13 protein-coding genes and 3 tRNA genes are annotated in these 18,732 nt (G+C 67.0%); 12 read left to right on the plus strand and 4 right to left on the minus strand.

The genetic code is table 11. From position 1 onward, the window contains the following. Positions 1-46: 46 nt before the first annotated feature. Entirely contained in the window at positions 47-814 is a 768-nt protein-coding gene (locus tag AAW51_RS09110) for an IclR family transcriptional regulator (protein ID WP_047194362.1), read from the minus strand. Between the two features lie 85 nt (positions 815-899). On the opposite strand from AAW51_RS09110, the gene AAW51_RS09115 reads away from it, so the two are divergent. The 3 genes from AAW51_RS09115 to AAW51_RS09125 are packed head-to-tail and all read left to right on the plus strand — an operon-like array spanning position 900 to position 4,283. Further along, on the plus strand, positions 900-1,622 hold the full coding sequence (locus AAW51_RS09115) for a (Fe-S)-binding protein (RefSeq protein ID WP_047194363.1): 723 nt from the start codon (positions 900-902) through the stop codon (positions 1,620-1,622). A gap of 5 nt (positions 1,623-1,627) precedes the next feature. After that, on the plus strand, positions 1,628-3,043 hold the full coding sequence (locus AAW51_RS09120; protein ID WP_047194364.1) for a LutB/LldF family L-lactate oxidation iron-sulfur protein: 1,416 nt from the start codon (positions 1,628-1,630) through the stop codon (positions 3,041-3,043). A gap of 31 nt (positions 3,044-3,074) precedes the next feature. Beyond that, positions 3,075-4,283, plus strand: a complete 1,209-nt coding sequence (locus AAW51_RS09125; protein WP_238947805.1) for a TIGR03790 family protein — start codon at positions 3,075-3,077, stop codon at positions 4,281-4,283. A gap of 57 nt (positions 4,284-4,340) precedes the next feature. On the opposite strand, the gene hpnE is transcribed toward AAW51_RS09125, so the two are convergent. From hpnE to hpnC, 3 genes are read right to left on the minus strand one after another with little or no spacing between them, the layout of a single operon-like run. Further along, on the minus strand, positions 4,341-5,612 hold the full coding sequence (gene hpnE, locus AAW51_RS09130) for a hydroxysqualene dehydroxylase HpnE (protein ID WP_047194365.1): 1,272 nt from the start codon (positions 5,610-5,612) through the stop codon (positions 4,341-4,343). 2 nt (positions 5,613-5,614) lie between these two features. Then, complete coding sequence (gene hpnD, locus AAW51_RS09135; protein ID WP_047194366.1) at positions 5,615-6,451, minus strand: presqualene diphosphate synthase HpnD; 837 nt, start codon at positions 6,449-6,451, stop codon at positions 5,615-5,617. Next, complete coding sequence (gene hpnC, locus AAW51_RS09140) at positions 6,448-7,362, minus strand: squalene synthase HpnC (RefSeq protein ID WP_083438182.1); 915 nt, start codon at positions 7,360-7,362, stop codon at positions 6,448-6,450. Before hpnC ends, hpnD begins: the two co-directional genes overlap by 4 nt. Before the next feature lie 202 nt (positions 7,363-7,564). Between hpnC and AAW51_RS09145 the strand changes: the two genes are divergently transcribed. The 9 genes from AAW51_RS09145 (at position 7,565) to AAW51_RS09185 (ending at position 18,696) form a co-directional block, all read left to right on the plus strand. Further along, on the plus strand, positions 7,565-8,764 hold the full coding sequence (locus AAW51_RS09145; protein WP_047194367.1) for an efflux RND transporter periplasmic adaptor subunit: 1,200 nt from the start codon (positions 7,565-7,567) through the stop codon (positions 8,762-8,764). Between the two features lie 13 nt (positions 8,765-8,777). Further along, a complete protein-coding gene (locus AAW51_RS09150; protein WP_047194368.1) occupies positions 8,778-11,930 on the plus strand; it encodes an efflux RND transporter permease subunit in 3,153 nt (1,050 codons plus the stop codon). A gap of 89 nt (positions 11,931-12,019) precedes the next feature. After that, a tRNA-Leu gene (locus AAW51_RS09155) sits at positions 12,020-12,106 on the plus strand. A 22-nt stretch (positions 12,107-12,128) separates the two neighbouring features. Then, positions 12,129-13,436 (plus strand): trigger factor, encoded by a 1,308-nt coding sequence (gene tig, locus AAW51_RS09160; protein WP_047194369.1) that lies wholly within the window; start codon positions 12,129-12,131, stop codon positions 13,434-13,436. Positions 13,437-13,644: 208 nt separating this feature from the next. Continuing rightward, complete coding sequence (gene clpP, locus AAW51_RS09165) at positions 13,645-14,253, plus strand: ATP-dependent Clp endopeptidase proteolytic subunit ClpP (protein ID WP_047194370.1); 609 nt, start codon at positions 13,645-13,647, stop codon at positions 14,251-14,253. A gap of 202 nt (positions 14,254-14,455) precedes the next feature. Further along, positions 14,456-15,730, plus strand: a complete 1,275-nt coding sequence (gene clpX / locus AAW51_RS09170) for an ATP-dependent Clp protease ATP-binding subunit ClpX (protein ID WP_047194371.1) — start codon at positions 14,456-14,458, stop codon at positions 15,728-15,730. Positions 15,731-15,825: 95 nt separating this feature from the next. After that, positions 15,826-18,255 (plus strand): endopeptidase La, encoded by a 2,430-nt coding sequence (gene lon, locus AAW51_RS09175; RefSeq protein WP_047194372.1) that lies wholly within the window; start codon positions 15,826-15,828, stop codon positions 18,253-18,255. Between the two features lie 170 nt (positions 18,256-18,425). Next, positions 18,426-18,501 (plus strand) — tRNA-Gly (locus AAW51_RS09180). A gap of 121 nt (positions 18,502-18,622) precedes the next feature. Next, positions 18,623-18,696 (plus strand) — tRNA-Cys (locus tag AAW51_RS09185). Positions 18,697-18,732 lie beyond the last annotated feature (36 nt).

Below are 18,732 nucleotides of genomic sequence, written 5' to 3' on the forward strand. Positions count from 1 at the left end.
TAAGTCCCGGCTGAATATGCCAGGCAAGGCCGCGCCGCCTCCCCACTCACCCCCGATGCCCCAGCGCCGCCGAAATCTGCGCCGCCGTCGCCGTCAGCCGCTCCATCCAACTCTCTTCCAGCCGATCCGCGGGCGCCGAGATCGACAACCCCGCGACCAGCTTCCCCTGGTCGTCCCGAATGCCCGCGGCCATACACCGCACGCCCAGTTCCAATTCCTCGTTGTCGCGCGCCGTACCTTGCTGTTTCACGCGCGCCAGTTCCCGCTCCAGCGTCGGCAAGTCGGTGATGCTGTTGCGCGTGTGTCCCGCCAAACCGGTACGCGCCGCATAAGCCCGCACCCGCTGCGCATCGTCGTGCGCCAAAAACAGCTTGCCCACCGAAGTCAGATGCAACGGCGCCCGCCCGCCGACCGCGCGCACCACCTGCATCCCCGAGCGCTCGCTGTAGGTGCGCTCGATGTAGACGATCTCGTCCCCCTGCCGCACCGACAAATTCACCGGCTGATGGGTCAGCTTGTGCAGTTCACGCATCGGGGCGAGCGCGGCGTCGCGCACGTCCAAACGCGCCTTGACGAGATTGCCCAGCTCGAGCAACCGCATGCCCAGCCGATAGCTGCCCGCTTCCGGGCGGTCGACATACCGGCCGGCGGCCAGGTCGTTCAGGATCCGGTGTGCGGTGGAAGGGTGCAAACCGGTCTGTTCGCTGATCTCCTTCAACGACACCGGGTCGCGATGCGCCGCCAGCACGTCGAGCAGCGAGAACATGCGCTCCAGGACCTGGATCGTCGGAGAACTTCCCTCGGTCTTTTTCATGTGCACGATTTTCGCTCACTTTGGCGACATTTTGCATGGCGAAAATCCACGTGGCGATCCCGCCTTGGGTGAGCATAATCGCCGCATGAGAGTCGGCTTTCTGATCACCTGCCTTGTCGATCTGATGCGCCCGAGCATCGGCCTGGCCGCCGTGAGGCTGTTGGAAGCCGCCGGCTGCGAGGTCGAGGTGCCGATGGCGCAGACCTGCTGCGGCCAGCCCGCCTACAACTCGGGCGACCATGCCACTGCGGCCGCACTGGCCCGCAAGCTGCTCGAAGAGTTCGAACACTACGACTATGTGGTCACGCCGTCCGGCTCCTGCGGCGGCATGGTCCGTACCCATTACGCCGACCTGTTCAAAGACGACCCCGACCTGAGCTGGCGTTACGAGCGGCTGCGCCCCAAGGTCTATGAGCTGACCGACTTCCTGGTGCGCGTGCTCGGCTGGCAAGACGTGCCGGGGCGTTTCGACGGCACCGTGACCTACCACGACGCCTGCGCCGGCCTGCGCGAGCTGGGCGTGAAGCAGCAGCCGCGCGAACTGCTGGCGCGCACCGGCGCCACCGTCACCGAGATGGCGCAGTGCGAGCAGTGCTGCGGCTTCGGCGGCACCTTCGCGGTCAAATACGGTGCCATCTCGACCGCCATCGCCGACGAGAAGTGCGACCAGATCGCCGCCACGGGCGCGCAGGCGGTGGTGCTGGGCGACCTCGGGTGCATGCTGCACCTGGAAGGCCGCATGCGCAGGCGTGGCAATGTCAGCACGCGCGTGATCCACATCGCCGAAATCCTCACCGGAGAGGTCTGATCTCGATGCAAGTCCAGAGCATGCATTTCCATGCGCGGGCCGGGCAGCGCCTGGCCGACGCGCGGCTGCAGAACAACCTGAAGAAGCTGTCGACCAAGTTCGTCGCGGCCCGGGCCGATGCGGTGCGCGACCTGGAGGCCTTCGACGCGATACGCGACGAGGCGGTGCGCCGCCGCAGCGCCGCGCTCGCCAAGCTCGACGTCTGGCTGGAGCAGTTCGAGCGGGAGGCCACCCGTCGTGGCACCACCGTGCTGTGGGCCGAGACGCCGGCCGAGGCGGCGCAATGGGTGGTGCAGATCGCCCAGCGGCACAACGTCACGCGGGCGACCAAGAGCAAGAGCATGGTCACCGAGGAAATGGCGCTCAACAAGGCGCTGGCCGCGGCCGGCGTGCAGGTCACCGAGACCGACCTGGGCGAGTACATCCTGCAGATCAACGACAACGAGCCGCCCAGCCACATCATTGCCCCGGTGGTGCACAAGGACAAGGAAGAGATCCAGCGCCTGTTCGAGAAGACCCACGCGCGCGAGCGGGTGCCAGGGCATGTGCCCGAGATCCCCGAGATGACACGTGAAGCCCGCGAAGTGCTGCGCTCGCGCTTTTTGGCCAGCGAGATGGGCATCACCGGCGGCAACTTCCTGGTCGCCGAAACCGGCTCGGTCGCGCTCGTCACCAACGAAGGCAACGAAGGGCTGTGCACCGCGGTGCCCAAGGTGCACGTGGCCATCACCGGCGTCGAGAAAGTGCTGCCCACGCTCGAAGACCTCGCCACCGTGATGCGCTTGCTGCCGCGCTCTGCGACCGGCCAGGTGATCAGCAACTACTTTTCGCTGTTGACCGGCCCGCGCGGCCCCGGCGAGCGCGATGGGCCGGACCACATGTACGTCGTGCTGGTCGACGGCGGGCGCACGGGTTTGCTGGGCGGCGAGTTCGAAGAGATGCTGCGCTGCATCCGCTGCGGTGCCTGCATGAACCATTGCCCGGTCTACCAGAAGGTGGGCGGCCACAGCTACGGCTGGGTCTACCCCGGGCCGATGGGGTCGGTGCTGACCCCCAGCTACGTTGGCCTCGAGCAGACCCTCGACCTGCCGCACGCCGCCACCTTGTGCGGCCAGTGCCAGGTGGTGTGCCCGATGAAGATTCCCTTGCCCGATCTGCTGCGCAAGCTGCGCGAGCGGCAGTTCGAGCGCGGCCTGCGGCCGTGGCACGAGCGCCTTGCGCTGCGGCTGTGGGGCTATGCGGCGCGCCGGCCGCGCCTGTACCGATGGGGCGCGGCCATGGCGGCCCGCGTGCTGAAGTGGGCCGGGCAAAGTGGCCGCATCCGGCGCCTGCCTTTGGCGGGCGGCTGGTTCGACACGCGTGACCTGCCGGCGCCCGCCGGCAAGACTTTCAAGGAGTTGTACGCTGAACGCCGCCGTTGATGCCCGCGTCTGGCCGCGGCGGTGGCGGTCGGTGTTGCTTGCCTGGCTGCTGCCGCTGGCGTGCGCCGCGGCCCCCGCCGCCGCCGCGGCAGACGAGGACGACGGCATCGCCCAACGTGCCGTGGCAGCGTCCGAGGCGCCCGCCGTCGCATCTGCGCCGTCGGCCCCTGCGGCCCCAGAAGCATCGGCCCCCGCGGCCTCTGCCGCCGCCTCAGCAGCCCCCGCCCGCCCGGTGCCGGTACCGGTGCGCGCCCCTAAGGCCCGGGGCCGATTGCAGGCACGCGACCTGGGGTTGGTGATCAACACGGCCGACCCCTATTCGGTCCAGGTGGGCGAGTTCTATGCAAAGGCGCGTGGCCTCGGGCCCGACCAGGTGCTGCGCGTCAGCCTGCCCGCCAAGCCGGTGTTGACCCCGGAAGAGTTCGAGACCCTGTCGGCCCGCATCCAGGCGCGCTTCGCCGGCGCCGACCGGCCGGTCCAGGCGCTGGCGCTGGCCTGGAACCAGCCCTACGCGGTGGGCTGCAACTCGCTGACCGGGGCGCTGGCCTTCGGCTACGACGCGGGCCTGTGCCGCAACACCTGCGCGGCGGGCCGTTGGTCGAGGTATTTCAACTCCGCCTCCGGCAGACCCTGGAACGACCACACCTTGCGGCCGTCGATGTTGATCGCCGCCGGCAGCGTCGACGCGGCCAAGGCGCTGATCGAGCGGGGCGTGGCGGCGGATGCCAGCCTCGGCCGCCGCGGCGCGCCCGACGTCCATGCCCATTACGTCACCACGTCCGATGCTCATCGCTCGGTGCGGTCGGTGCTGTTCCCGCTGGCCGGGCGCCTGCCCGGCTTCGGCGTGCAGGTGCATGTGCAGCGCAGCGAGGCGCTGCGCTCAGCCGAGCGCGTCCTGCTCTACATGACCGGGGCCGCCCACGTGCCGCATCTCGACAGCATCGACTTCGTGCCGGGCGCGCTGGCCGACCACCTCACGTCGTTCGGCGGTTTGCTCGACGACAGCCGGGGCCAGATGAGTGCCATGGTGTGGCTGCAGGCCGGCGCCACGGCGAGCTACGGCACCGTCAGCGAGCCTTGCAATCACTTGCAGAAGTTCCCGCATCCGCAGCTGTTGCTGCTGCACTACCTGCAGGGCAGCACCGCGCTGGAAGCCTATTGGAAGAGCGTGGCCTGGCCGCAGCAGGGTGTGTTCATCGGGGAGCCGTTGGCGGCGCCTTTTGCGCGTCCGACTCCCTGAGCGGCACGGCGCCCGGCGGGTGGCGGCCGGTGGCGCTGGCAGGCCGCGCGAGGCGGTTCAGCTGAAGGCGCGCCGCGCCGCCTGCACGCCGGAGCGAACGGCGCCTTCCAGCGTCGCGGGGTAGGGGCCCTGGACATAGTCGCCAGCGGCCCACAAGCGGGGCGCAATCTGCGCCGGCGGGCGGCTCAGGCCGGGCGTACACAAGAAGGTGGCGCGCTTTTCCATCATCGTGCGCACCAGCCGCAGCGGCGGGCGGAAGTAGCGGCCCAGCGCGAGTTCGGCCTGGGCCAGCACCGCCTGCCCGGCGGCTTCCGGGCCGCGGGCCGCCCACGGCGCCGCGCCGCTGATCACGAAGGCGAGCAGGCCCTGCGGCCCCTGCAACTGCCCGAGGTCGAAGACGAACTGGGCCGGCGCCGCGTCGTTCGCATGCAAGGCCATGATGGGTTGCGGCAGCCGGGTGCCGCTGCCGCGGGCGTAGACCGTGATGATGGGCTCGAAGGGCAGGGCGTCGGCGCAGGCGGCCCACTGCGGCGCCACCGGTTGTGCCAAGCGCGCGGCCTCGGACGGGGAGCAGGCGAGGATGACCGCGTCGTAGCGCGCGCCGTCGAGCCGCCAGCCGGCGCCGTCGGGCGCCAGCTCCATCACGCGCTCCCCGCGGCGGACGGTCGCGCCGGCATCGAGCAGCCACTGCCCGGCGCTTTCCGGGAACAAGGCGCTGAGATCGCTGCGGGGCAGCAGCAGGTCCGAGGACCCCCGCCCGTTGAACAGCGCGTCGCGCAGCACCCGCAGGAACACCGTGGCACAGGCCTGGTCCGCCGGCGTGTTGAGCGCGGCGACGCACAGCGGGTCGATCAGCTCGTCGCGCACCCGCTTGGGCAGCCGTGCGCACAGCTGCGCCACCGTTTGCCCCCGCCTGGCACGAAAGCCCCCCACCAGCCAGACCGCACAGCTGCGCAGCAGCGCGAGCTTTTCGCCCCAGCGCCAACTCGCGTGCTTGAGCACGGCGCGAACAAAGGCCGGCACGGCGGCGCCGGGCTCCAGGAACAGGCCGGAGCCGTCGGGGTAGCCCACCCTGAGGGGCATGCGCAGCAACTGCAAGGTGGTCTTGACGCCGACCTGCCGCATCAGCCGCAAGGTTTCGGTGTAAGCGCCGATCAGGATGTGCTGGCCGTTGTCGAGCGGATAGCCCTCGACGTCGACCCGGCGGGCCCGGCCGCCGAGGTGGCGGGCCATCTCGATCAGGGTCACGTCGTGCCCTTCGTCGATGCCTTGCACCGCGGCAGCACAGCCGGCCCAGCCGCCGCCCACGATCGCGAGTGTGCGCGCCATGCTCAACCTCCCCGCCAATGGGTGCGCCACGCGATCCACAGCTTGCGCAGCGGCGTCAGGGCGATACGTTGGTGCAGCACCTGGAAGTCGGCGGCCTCGATCTCGCGCAGCAGCGTCCGGTAGATGTTCGCCATCATCAGGCCCGGCTTCTGCGAGCGGCGGTCGGCCTCCGGCAGCAGCGCCAGCGCCTCGTCGTAGCAGCGGTGCGCCCGTTCGGCCTGAAACCGCATCAAGGCCGTGAAGCGGTCGCTGTAGCCGCGGTTGAGGATCTCGTGCGCCTTGACGTCGAACTGCTGCAGCTCGCTGACCGGCAGATAGATGCGGCCGCGCCGCGCATCGTCGCCGACGTCGCGGATGATGTTGGTGAGCTGCAAGGCCTGGCCCAGCTTGTGCGCGTACTGCACCGTCGCCGCCTCGGTTCGGCCGAAGATGCCCGAGGCCACTTCTCCGACGACGCCGGCCACCAGATGGCAGTACTTCTGCAGGCCCGCAAAGTCCAGATAGCGGGTTTGCTCCAGATCCATCTGGCAGCCGTCGATCACCGCTTGCAGGTGGTCCTGCGTGACGCCGTAGGTCGCGGCATGCGGCATCAGGGCCAGCATCACCGGATGGGCCGCCTGGCCGGCGTAGGCCTGTGCGACCTCCTTGCGCCACCACAGCAGCTTGGTCTGCGCCACATGGGCGTCGGTCACCTCGTCGACGACATCGTCCACCTCGCGGCAGAAGGCATAGAAGGCGGTGATCGCCGCGCGCCGGGGCGGCGGCAAGAACATGAAGGCGTAATAGAAGCTGGACCCGCTCGCGGCCGCCTTGTCTTGTACGTATTGTTCTGGGGTCATGTCGGGTGATCGTCCGAGGCGGCAGGGGCAGGGGCAGAGTCAGAAACGGGGGCAGAAACGGGGGATGGGGTGGTCGCTGGGGACGCCGCCGGCGTGTGGCGCCACGCGCGCCACAGCAGGGTGGGGGCGTCGCGCGCGCTCAGCACGGGCCGCTGATGCAGCGTGTCGTAGTCCAGCCGTTCGATTTTCTCAAGGATGCGCAGCCCTCCCTGCACCACCAGTCGCAGCTCCCAGCCCATGCGCCCCGGCAACCGCCGTGTCAACGGTGCGCCGCTGAGCATCAGCTCGCGGGCCCATTGCACCAGGGCGCGCACCAGGCCCCGGGTGCCCGGCGTCTCTTGTTGCGCCATCAGCGCACCGACCGGCACCTGGTGTTCGCGGCAGGCGTCGAGGGGGATGTAAAGGCGGTCACGAGCGGTGTCGATGCTCAGGTCCTGCCAGAAGTTGATCAGTTGCAGCGCGGTGCAGATAGCGTCCGACTGCGCCTGCGAGGTCTCGTCGTGGACGTCGCACAGATGCAGCAGCAGCCGCCCCACCGGGTTGGCCGAGCGGCGGCAATAGTCCAGCAGTTCTTCCCGGCTCAGGTAGCGGTGCTTGACGACGTCCTGCTCGAAAGCGCTGAGCAGGTCTTCCAGCAGTTCGACCGGCAGCCCGAACTCGCGCTGTGCATGTTGCAGCGGTTCGAACACCGCACGCCAGCGGGCACCGGGGGCGAGGCCGTTGCAGGTCGCCAGCAGCTCGCCCCGATAGGCGGCCAGGTCGGCCAGGCGTTGCGCGGCGTTCTGCGGGCCTTCGTCGGCCAGGTCGTCTGCGGTGCGCGCATACCAATAGATGGCTTTGACGGCGGGGCGCAGCCGGGGCGGGCACAACGCGGAGGCGACGGGGAAGTTTTCGTAGTGATTGACGCTCACGGGCGGGCATTGTCCACGTTCCCGGGGACTTCCTGCGGGCAAGCGTCACGCCCGGGGCGCCGTTGGCCCTGGCGAGGTTTGACACACCGGGCAAACGTCAATACATTACTGACCGGTCAGTCAGTTAAACCTAGATCTGGAACTGCGAGCCGACGTGCGCCGTCGTCGGCCGGTCCTCCAGTCCGCCATCCGAGGGTCTTCCATGCGCCTATTCCACCTGCCACTCCTCGCTCCCCTCGCACTCGGCCTCGTGTTGGCCGGGTGCTCCAAGCCCGAGCCGGCGCCCGAGCCCGTGCGAGCGGTCCGGACCATGACCGTGGCCCAGGCCAATGCAGGCGTTTCGCTGGAATATGCGGCAGAAGTCAGGGCGCGCACCGAGTCGCGGTTGGGCTTCCGGGTGCCCGGCAAGATGGTGCGCCGCGCCGTGGACCTCGGCGACACCGTCAAGCGCGGCCAGGTGCTGGCGCAGCTCGACCCGCAAGATCTGCGGCTGAGCCAGCAAGCCGCCGGCGCCGCGGTCGTGGGCGCCAAGGCCAACCTCGACCAGGCCGAAGCCGATTTCAAGCGCTTCAAGGAACTGCGCGACCAGGGTTTCATCAGCTCGGCCGAACTCGAGCGGCGTGACACCGCGCTCAAGTCGGCGCGCGCACAGCACCAGCAGGCCGTGGCGCAGGCGAGCGCGCAGGGCAACCAGGCGGGTTATGCCGCGCTGACCGCGGATGCGCAAGGCGTGATCACCGGCGTGGAGGCGGAGCCCGGCATGGTGGTCGCCGCCGGCACGCCGGTGCTGCGCCTGGCCCACGACGGCCCGCGCGACGTGGTGTTCTCGGTGCCAGAAGACAAGGTGGCATTGTTCAAGACGCTGGAGCGTCAGGGCGCGGTGCTGCAGGTGCGGCTGTGGAGCACCGAAGGTGCGCCGCTGCCGGCGAAGATTCGCGAGATCGGCGCGGCGGCCGACCCGGTCACGCGCACCTATCTCGTCAAGGCCGACATCGGCCGCAGCGACGTCAAGCTCGGCCAGACCGCCAGCGTGCAGGTCGCGCTGCCGCAGACCACGCTCGCCACCAAGCTGCCGCTGTCCGCATTGCGCGAGAGCGGCGGGCAGACCGCGGTGTGGTTGCTCGACCGCCCGAGCATGACTGTCAAGCTGCATCCGGTGAAGGTGGCCGGCGCGGACGGCAACCAGGTGCTGGTGGCTTCCGGTTTGCAGCCCGGGCAGGTGGTGGTGACGGCCGGCGTGCATGTGCTGACCGACGGCCAGAAGGTCAAGCTCTATGCCGAGCCGCGCACGGCGGCCCAGGCCGGGGGCGCCACCGTCGCCGGCGGTGCCGCTGCCGCGGCGCGTGCCGAAGCGGCGGTGGCTGCACAGCAGCAGCCGTCGACGGTGAAGTCCGCCAACTGAGCCGGGGCGAGCAGTGCAAGCACACGACCACGACACCACTCCCGCCTCCCGCTTCAACATCTCCCGCTGGGCCCTCGAACACCCCGCACTGACGCGCTACCTGATGGTGGTGCTGCTGGTGCTCGGCGTGGCGGCCTACTTTCAGCTGGGGCAGGACGAAGACCCGCCGTTCACCTTCCGCGCCATGGTGGTGCGGGCCTACTGGCCCGGCGCCACCGCCGAGCAGATGGCCCAGCAGGTCGCCGACAAGATCGAGAAGACGCTGCAGGAAGTGCCCTATGCGGACAAGATCCGCAGCTACGCCAAACCCGGTGAAGCGCTGATCATCTTCCAGCTGAAGGAAACCTCGCCTCCCAAGGAGGTGAACAACGTCTGGTACCAGGCGCGCAAGAAGATCGGCGACATGCGCGGCACGCTGCCGCAAGGCATCATCGGCCCGTTCTTCAACGACGAGTTCGGCGACGTCTACGGCTCCATCTACGCCTTGTCGGCCGACGGCTTCAGCTATGAAGAACTGCGCCGGCAGGCTGAAGAGGTGCGACAGCGGCTGCTGAAGGTGACCGACGTCGCCAAGGTCGAGTTCTTCGGCATCCAGGACGAGAAGCTGTTCATCGAGGTGTCGCAGCGGCGCCTGGCGCAGCTGGGCATCGATTTCAACCAGGTCATCGCGCAGCTGGGCGCACAGAACGCGATCGAAGGCGGCGGCGTGCTGCAGGCCGAGGGCGACAACCTGCAGGTGCGCATCGCCGGCCAGTTCAATTCGGTCGAGGACCTGCGCGCCTTCCCGATCCGCGCGGCCAACCCGGCCACCGGCGCTGCCAACACCTTACGCCTGGGCGACATCGCCGAGATCCGCCGGGCCTATGTCGACCCGCCGCAGGTCAAGGTGCGGCACCAGGGGCAGGAAGTGATCGCGCTGGGCATTTCGATGGCCAAGGGCGGCGACATCGTCGCGCTCGGCGAGAACCTGCAGGCGACAGCCGCCGAGGTGCGGCGCAACCTGCCGGTGGGCATGGAGCTGAGCCAGATCCAGGACCAGCCGGCGGCGGTGTCGCGCTCGGTGGGCGAATTCGTTCAGGTGCTGATCGAGGCCGTGGTGGTGGTGCTGGCGGTCAGCTTCATCAGCCTCGGCCTGCACACCAGGCCTCTGCGCATCGACGTGTGGCCCGGCCTGGTGGTGGCGATCACCATCCCGCTGGTGCTGGCCATCACCTTCGTGACGATGTTCTATTGGGGTGTCGGCCTGCACAAGATCTCGCTCGGCGCGCTGATCATCGCGCTGGGCCTGCTGGTCGACGACGCGATCATCGCGGTCGAGATGATGGTGCGTAAGCTCGAAGAGGGCTACGACAAGATGCGCGCCGCCACCTTCGCCTACGACGTCACGGCGATGCCCATGCTCACCGGCACCTTGATCACCGCGGTCGGTTTCTTGCCGATCGGGATGGCGAAATCGATGACCGGCGAGTACACCTTCGCGATCTTCGCGGTGACGACCGCGGCACTGCTGATCTCGTGGCTGGTGTCGGTGTATTTCGTGCCCTACATCGGCTCGCTGCTGCTCAAGACCCATGCCCGTCAGCCGGGCGAGGCGCACGAGCTGTTCGACACGCCGTTCTACAACCGCTTCCGCTCGCTGGTGAACTGGTGTGTGGCGCACCGGTGGATCACCATCGCCCTCACGCTCGGCTCGCTGGCGCTGGGTGTGGTCGGCATGTCGCGGGTGCAGCAGCAGTTTTTCCCGGATTCCAGCCGGCCGGAAATTCTGGTCGACCTGTGGCTGGCCGAAGGCTCCGGCTTCGCCGCGTCCGAAGAGGTCGTCAAGCGATTCGAGGCGCGCGTGATGAAAGAGCCGGGCGTGCAGGGCGTCACCACCTGGGTGGGCAGCGGCGTGCCGCGCTTCTACCTGCCGCTCGAACAGATCTTCCCGCAGACCAACGTCAGCCAGTCCATCGTGCTGCCGGCGTCGCTGGAAGACCGCGAGGTGCTGCGGCAGCGTCTGCCTGCACTGCTGGCCGAGGAGTTTCCGGAGGTGCGTGCGCGGGTCAAGCTGCTGCCCAACGGGCCGCCGGTGGCGTACCCGGTGCAGTTCCGCGTGATCGGCCCCGATGTGACGGAGCTGCGCCGCTGGGCCGACGAGGCCAAGGCGCTGTTGCGCCAGCACCCCGACATGCGCCAGGTCAACGACAACTGGAACGAGTCGGTCAAGGTGCTGCGGCTGGAGGTCGACCAGGACAAGGCGCGGGCGCTCGGCGTCACCAGCCAGAGCATCGCGCAGGCCTCCCGCACGGTGTTCTCGGGCACGACCATCGGCCAGTACCGCGAGGGCGACCGTCTGATCGACATCGTGCTGCGTCAGCCCAAGGACGAGCGTGACGCCATCACCGACCTCGGCAACGCCTACCTGCCGACCGCGAGCGGCCGCTCGATCCCGCTGACGCAGATCGCCAAGATCAGCTACACCTGGGAGCCCGGCGTGCTGTGGCGCGAGAACCGCGATTTCGCGGTGACAGTGCAGGGCGACGTGGCCGAAGGCGTGCAGGGCCCGACCGTCAGCACCGCCTTGTGGCCGCAGCTGAAGGAGCTGGAGGGGCGCATGCCCCCCGGCTACCGCATCGAAATCGGCGGCACCGCCGAGGAGAGCGGCAAGGGCCAGAGCTCGATCTTCGCCAACATCCCGGTGATGCTGTTCCTGACCTTCACGCTGCTGATGCTGCAGCTGCAAAGCTTCTCGCGGTCGCTGCTGGTGTTCCTGACCGGGCCGATGGGCATCGCCGGTGTCGCCCTGGCGCTGCTGCTGCTCGGCCGGCCGTTCGGCTTCGTCGCGATGCTGGGCGTGATCGCGCTGATGGGCATGATCATGCGCAACTCGGTGATCCTGATCGACCAGATCGAGCAGGACCGCTCGCGTGGCGTGCCCACCTGGAACGCCGTGGTCGAGTCGGCCGTGCGCCGCTTCCGCCCCATCGTGCTGACCGCGGCGGCGGCGGTGCTGGCGATGATCCCGCTGACGCGCAGCGTGTTCTGGGGGCCGATGGCGGTCGCCATCATGGGCGGGCTGATCGTCGCCACCGCGCTGACCTTGCTGGCCCTGCCGGCCATGTACGCAGCCTGGTTCCGCGTCAAACGGCCCGAGGCTGAACGACAGGCGCCGGCTGCGGGCTAAAATAGCCGGTTCGCCGGATACCTGGCCCACCGGATGCGGGTGGGCCTGAAGGGGGAGCCAGGGCTCCCCCTTCGATATTTCGATTCAGCGCGCGGGTGGCGAAATTGGTAGACGCACCAGGTTTAGGTCCTGACGCCAGCAATGGTGTGGGGGTTCGAGTCCCCCCCCGCGCACCACATTCAAACGAGAGAGATCACCATGGCCGTGACTGTTGAAACCCTCGAAAAACTGGAACGCAAGATCACGCTGACACTGTCGGCGGACCTCATCAACAACGAGGTGGAGTCCCGCCTGAAGCGTCTTGCGCGCACCGTCAAGGCCGATGGTTTCCGTCCCGGCAAGGTGCCGATGAGCATCGTCGCGCAGCGTCACGGCTACGCCGTCCAGTACGAGGTGATGAACGACAAGGTCGGCGAAGCGTTCGCCCAGGCCGTGTCCGAGGCCCAGTTGCGCGTCGCCGGCGCGCCGCGTATCACCGAGAAAGACAGCTCGCCCGAAGGCCAGCTGGCGTTCGACGCCACCTTCGAGGTCTACCCCGAGGTCAAGCTCGGCGACCTGTCCGCCGTCGAGGTCGAGCGGGTCTCGACCGAGGTGAGCGAAGAGGCGATCGACAAGACGCTCGAGATCCTGCGCAAGCAGCGCCGCAGCTTCGCCCAGCGCCCGGCCGCCGACGCCGCCGCTGACGGCGACCGCGTGACGATCGACTTCGAAGGCAAGATCGACGGCGAGACCTTCGCCGGCGGCAAGGCCGAAGACTTCCAGTTCATCCTCGGCGAAGGCCGCATGCTGGAAGAATTCGAGAAGGCCGTGCGCGGCATGAAATCGGGCGAGTCCAAGACCTTCCCGCTCAAGTTCCCCGACGACTACCACGGCAAGGACGTGGCCGGCAAGGAAGCCGACTTCCTGGTCACCGTCAAGAAGATCGAGGAGCAGAAGCTGCCCGAGATCAACCAAGCCTTCGCCGAGTCGCTGGGCATCCCGGAAGGCTCGATCGACGCGCTGCGCGCCGACATCAAGAAAAACCTCGAGCGCGAAGTGAAGTTCCGCGTCCTGGCGCGCAACAAGAACGCGGTGATGGAAGCGCTGGCCCAGTCCGCCGAGCTCGACCTGCCCAAGTCGCTGGTGCAGAACGAGGTCGACCGCATGGTGGCCGGCGCCCGCGCCGACCTGAAGAACCGCGGCGTCAAGGATGCCGACAACGCGCCGATCCCGGCCGAGGTGTTCCAGCCGCAGGCCGAGCGCCGCGTGCGCCTGGGCCTGGTGGTGGCCGAGCTGGTCAAGGCCAACGGCCTGCAGGCCAAGCCCGACCAGATCAAGGCCCACATCGAAGAACTGGCGCAAAGCTACGAGAAGCCGCAGGAAGTGGTGCGTTGGTACTTCGGCGACAACCAGCGCCTGGCCGAGGTGGAAGCCGTCGTGCTCGAGAACAACGTGACCGAGTTCGTGCTGGGCAAGGCCAAGGTCACCGACAAGCAGCTGCCGTTCGACGAACTGATGAGCGCCTGAACGAGCCAGCGGCTCGGCAGGTGAGGGCGCCCTTGGGCGCCCTTTTTCGTTCTAAGCCGGTGCTCGTCGCAGCGCGCGACGGCCCGGCGCGGCCGCCTGCCCGCCCGCGAGCCGGGACCGGGCAATCTTGGGAGATCCGTGGGCCTGGGCCTTGTCGCTTCATAATCTGCCCCCAGATCCCCAGCACAAAGAAGGACGGAAGGATTCCATGAGCGCACTGGATACGCAGAACCTGGGCATGGTGCCCATCGTGATCGAACAGTCGGGCCGCGGTGAGCGCGCCTACGACATTTACAGCCGTTTGCTGCGCGAGCGGGTGGTGTTTCTGGTGGGTCCGGTCAGCGACCAGACGGCCAACCTGGTGGTCGCCCAGCTGCTGTTTCTCGAAAGCGAGAACCCCGACAAGGACATCTCGCTCTACATCAATTCGCCGGGCGGTTCGGTCAGCGCCGGCATGTCGATCTTCGACACCATGCAGTTCATCAAGCCCGATGTGTCGACGCTGTGCATGGGCATGGCCGCCAGCATGGGCGCCTTCCTGCTCGCCGCGGGGGCCAAGGGCAAGCGCTATGCGTTGCCGAACTCGAGCATCATGATCCACCAGCCGCTCGGGGGCGCTCAAGGGCCGGCGTCCGACATCGAGATTCACACCCGCGAGATCCTCCGTCTACGGGAAAACCTGAATCGCATCCTGGCAGACCGCACCGGGCAACCGCTCGAAAAGATTCAGAAAGATACCGACCGTGATTACTTCATGTCGGCGGACGAGGCCAAGAACTACGGCCTGATCGACCAGGTGCTCGAAAAGCGGGGCTGACAGCGCATGGCACGACCCCGGCCCAAACCCCCACGAACCCTAGTGCGCGAGCGGTTATTGGGGTCGAACAGGGGTGCCGGCGTGCGACTTCGCACGCTTCGGGAGCCGAAAAAACAAGACGCGCAGCGGGGCCTATTTTGCTTGCAAGGCCCCGTTTTCATTTGACTTATCATCCTCCTAACTCCCAGCTCCCCCTGACGCCATGCCCGAGAAAAAAGGCTCTTCCAGCGAGAAAGTTCTGTACTGCTCCTTCTGCGGCAAGAGCCAGCACGAGGTGAAGAAACTGATCGCCGGTCCGTCGGTGTTCATTTGCGACGAATGCATCGACCTGTGCAACGACATCATCCGCGACGAGGTGCCGGCTGACGGCGCCGACGCGAAGGCAGCGCGCGGCGACTTGCCGGTGCCGTCGGAGATCAAGTCCATCCTCGACCAGTACGTGATCGGGCAGGACGCCGCCAAGCGCACCTTGTCGGTGGCGGTCTACAACCACTACAAGCGCCTGAAGCACATGGGCGGTGGTGGCAAGAAAGACGAGGTCGAGCTGGCCAAGAGCAACATCCTGCTGATCGGGCCGACCGGCTCCGGCAAGACGCTGCTGGCCCAGACGCTGGCCCGCTTGCTCAACGTGCCCTTCGTGATCGCCGACGCCACCACTCTGACCGAGGCGGGCTATGTCGGCGAGGACGTCGAGAACATCATTCAGAAGTTGCTGCAGAACTGCAATTACGACGTCGAGAAGGCGCAGCGTGGCATCGTCTACATCGACGAGATCGACAAGATCTCGCGCAAGGCCGACAACCCCTCGATCACCCGTGACGTGTCGGGCGAGGGCGTGCAGCAGGCGCTGCTGAAGCTGGTCGAAGGCACGATGGCGTCGGTGCCGCCGCAGGGCGGCCGCAAGCATCCGAACCAGGACTTCCTGCAGATCGACACCACCAACATCCTGTTCATCTGCGGCGGGGCCTTCGACGGCTTGGAGAAGGTGATCCAGAACCGCTCCGAAAAGTCGGGCATCGGCTTCGGCGCCAACGTCAAGACCAAGGCCGAGCGCAGCATCAGCGAGGTGTTCCGTGAGGTGGAACCCGAAGATCTGATCAAGTTCGGCCTGATCCCCGAACTGGTCGGCCGCCTGCCGGTGGTCGCCACGCTCGGCGAGCTGACCGAAGACGCGCTGATCCAGATCCTCACCGAGCCCAAGAACGCGCTGGTCAAGCAATACCAGAAGCTGTTCTCGATGGACGGTGTGGAGCTCGAGATCCGCCCGTCGGCGCTGGCCTCGATCTCCCGCAAGGCGCTGGCTCGCAAGACCGGGGCACGCGGATTGCGATCCATCATGGAGCAGGCGCTGATCGACACGATGTTCGACCTGCCCGCCCTCGACGGGGTGGCGAAGGTGGTGGTCGACGAACACACCATCGAAGAAAGTACCAAACCATTGCTCGTGTATCGCGAGCAAGCCAAGGCGAGTGCGTGAGAGCCCGACCGCCGGTCGCCCGACCGGCGGTCGTGAGAGCGAGTCTTGTAAACGAAGTCTCAGGCCTTAAATCGGTTTGAGAAAGAGAGGTAGCGATGTCTGGACATCCCGTTTTGCCCCCCGATCCCATCGAACTGCCGCTGCTGCCGCTGCGCGACGTGGTGGTGTTCCCGCACATGGTGATCCCTTTGTTCGTGGGGCGTCCCAAGTCCATCAAGGCGCTGGAGTCGGCCATGGAAGCCGGGCGCCAGATCATGCTGGTGGCGCAGAAGGCCGCCGGCAAGGACGAGCCGAAGTCCGACGACATGTTCGAAGTGGGCTGCGTGTCGAGCATCCTGCAGATGCTCAAGCTGCCCGACGGCACCGTGAAGGTGCTGGTCGAAGGTTTGCAGCGTGCCACCACCGTGCGCATCGATGACAACGGCGAGCATTTCGTCGCCGAGGTCAAGCCGGTGCCCCCGGGCGTCGACACCTCGCCCGAGATCGAGGCGTTGCGCCGCGCCGTGACGCAGCAGTTCGACCAGTACGTCAAGCTCAACAAGAAGATCCCGCCCGAGATCCTGACCTCGATCGCCGGGATCGACGATGCCGGCCGCCTGGCCGACACCATCGCTGCCCATTTGCCGCTCAAGCTCGAAAGCAAGCAGGCGGTGCTCGACCTGTTCTCGGTCTCCGAGCGCCTCGAGCGCCTGCTGGAGCAACTGGAGCACGAAGTCGACATCCTGCAGGTCGAAAAGCGCATCCGCGGCCGCGTCAAGCGCCAGATGGAAAAGAGCCAGCGCGAGTACTACCTGAACGAGCAGGTCAAGGCGATCCAGAAGGAACTCGGCGAAGGTGAAGAAGGCGCCGACCTGGAAGAGCTCGAAAAGAAGATCGAGGCCGCCCGCATGCCCAAGGAGGCACGCAAGAAGGCCGAGGCCGAGCTCAAGAAGCTGAAGCTGATGTCGCCGATGTCCGCCGAAGCGACCGTCGTGCGCAACTACATCGACACCCTGGTCAACCTGCCCTGGAGCAAGAAGACCAAGATCAAGCACGACCTCGGCCATGCCGAGGAGGTGCTCAACGAAGACCATTACGGCCTCGAGAAGGTCAAGGACCGCATCCTTGAATACCTCGCGGTGCAGCAGCGCGTCGACAAGGTCAAGGCGCCGATCCTGTGCCTGGTCGGGCCCCCGGGTGTTGGCAAGACCTCGCTGGGCCAGTCGGTGGCGCGAGCCACCGGGCGCAAGTTCGTGCGCATGGCGCTCGGCGGCGTGCGTGACGAAGCCGAGATCCGCGGCCACCGCCGTACCTACATCGGCTCGATGCCGGGCAAGGTGCTGCAGAGCCTGACCAAGGTCGGCACCCGCAACCCGCTGTTCCTGCTCGACGAGATCGACAAGCTGGGCATGGACTTCCGCGGCGACCCCTCGAGCGCGCTGCTGGAAGTGCTCGACCCCGAGCAGAACCACACCTTCAGCGACCATTACATCGAGGTCGATTTCGACCTGTCCGACGTGATGTTCGTGGCCACCTCGAACTCGCTCAACATCCCGCCGGCGCTGCTGGACCGGATGGAAGTGATCCGATTGTCCGGCTACACCGAGGACGAGAAGGTCAACATCGCCCAGCGCTATCTGCTGCCCAAGCAGATGAAGAACAACGGCGTCAAGGAAGAGGAACTGAACGTCACCGAAGGTGCGGTGCGCGGCATCATCCGCTACTACACCCGTGAAGCCGGTGTTCGTTCGCTCGAGCGCGAGATCTCCAAGATCTGCCGCAAGGTCGTCAAGGGCCTGACCCTCAAGAAGTACGAGGGCCAGGTCGAGGTGACCGATGAAAACCTGAACGACTTCCTGGGCGTGCGCCGTTATCAATACGGCATGGCCGAGAAGGAAAACCAGGTGGGCCAGGTGGTGGGCCTTGCGTGGACCGAAGTCGGCGGCGATCTGCTGACGATCGAGTCGGCCGTGATGCCGGGCAAGGGCAACATCATCCGCACCGGCTCGCTCGGCGACGTGATGAAGGAATCGGTCGAAGCCGCACGCTCGGTGGTGCGCAGCCGCTCGCGCCGTCTCGGTATCAAGGACGAGTTGTTCGAGAAGCGCGACATCCACATCCACGTGCCGGACGGGGCGACCCCGAAGGACGGCCCGAGCGCCGGTATTGCGATGACGACGGCCTTCGTGTCGGCGCTGACCGGCATCCCGGTGCGGGCGACAGTCGCGATGACGGGCGAGATCACGCTGCGCGGTGAAGTCACGGCGATCGGCGGTCTGAAGGAGAAACTGCTGGCGGCTCACCGCGGCGGCATCAAGACGGTGCTGATCCCGGAAGAGAACGTCAAAGACCTGCAGGACATCCCCGAGAACGTCAAAGGCCAGCTCGAGATCGTGCCGGTGAAGTGGATCGACAAGGTCCTCGAGGTCGCGCTGGAGGCGATGCCGACGGCATTGCTCGAGGAAGAGCCGGCCAAGGTCGAAGCGGCAGCCAAAGAAACGGCGACCGCTGACGCCGCCGCTGCCGGCGATGTCATGAAGCATTGACGATGCGGTGGACAAAATCTGGCGGTGCCGCTTGCGCACCCTCAGATTTTTGTTCTATACTGCGAGCTTCAGCGAAACGCAGAGCAAGAACGACAACAACACGCAGCGCGGCACCCGCCAGACGCAGCAAGTCGGTTGAAGTTCTCAGCGAAGCGCCACACTGAAGCCATGCGGGAGTAGCTCAGTTGGTAGAGCGCAACCTTGCCAAGGTTGAGGTCGCGAGTTCGAGACTCGTCTCCCGCTCCAGGTTCTGAAGGGAAGCGTCATTGATCGTCGATCTGTGCAGCTTCCCTTTTTCATTGCGACCGTGGTTTAAGGTCGAAGCTTGTTTCGCAGCGCCGGCTCCGGCGTTGGCAGCCACAGCTGTGGCGGGGTAGCAAAGTGGTTATGCAGCGGCCTGCAAAGCCGTCCACGCCGGTTCGATTCCGGCCTCCGCCTCCAAAAATTCCTTGTAGATCAAGCAGTTAGAAAGCAGCC

It is taken from the genome of Caldimonas brevitalea (genome assembly GCF_001017435.1).
In the GTDB taxonomy this organism is placed as follows: Bacteria; Pseudomonadota; Gammaproteobacteria; order Burkholderiales; family Burkholderiaceae_C; genus Caldimonas; species Caldimonas brevitalea.

Excerpts from the sequence above, each read along its gene's own strand:
- AAW51_RS09110 (WP_047194362.1), bottom strand. The coding sequence starts at position 814 with ATGAAAAAGACCGAGGGAAGTTCTCCGACGATCCAGGTCCTGGAGCGC.
- AAW51_RS09115 (WP_047194363.1), top strand. The coding sequence starts at position 900 with ATGAGAGTCGGCTTTCTGATCACCTGCCTTGTCGATCTGATGCGCCCG.
- AAW51_RS09120 (WP_047194364.1), top strand. The coding sequence starts at position 1,628 with ATGCAAGTCCAGAGCATGCATTTCCATGCGCGGGCCGGGCAGCGCCTG.
- hpnE (WP_047194365.1), bottom strand. The coding sequence starts at position 5,612 with ATGGCGCGCACACTCGCGATCGTGGGCGGCGGCTGGGCCGGCTGTGCT.
- hpnD (WP_047194366.1), bottom strand. The coding sequence starts at position 6,451 with ATGACCCCAGAACAATACGTACAAGACAAGGCGGCCGCGAGCGGGTCC.
- AAW51_RS09145 (WP_047194367.1), top strand. The coding sequence starts at position 7,565 with ATGCGCCTATTCCACCTGCCACTCCTCGCTCCCCTCGCACTCGGCCTC.
- tig (WP_047194369.1), top strand. The coding sequence starts at position 12,129 with ATGGCCGTGACTGTTGAAACCCTCGAAAAACTGGAACGCAAGATCACG.
- clpP (WP_047194370.1), top strand. The coding sequence starts at position 13,645 with ATGAGCGCACTGGATACGCAGAACCTGGGCATGGTGCCCATCGTGATC.
- clpX (WP_047194371.1), top strand. The coding sequence starts at position 14,456 with ATGCCCGAGAAAAAAGGCTCTTCCAGCGAGAAAGTTCTGTACTGCTCC.
- lon (WP_047194372.1), top strand. The coding sequence starts at position 15,826 with ATGTCTGGACATCCCGTTTTGCCCCCCGATCCCATCGAACTGCCGCTG.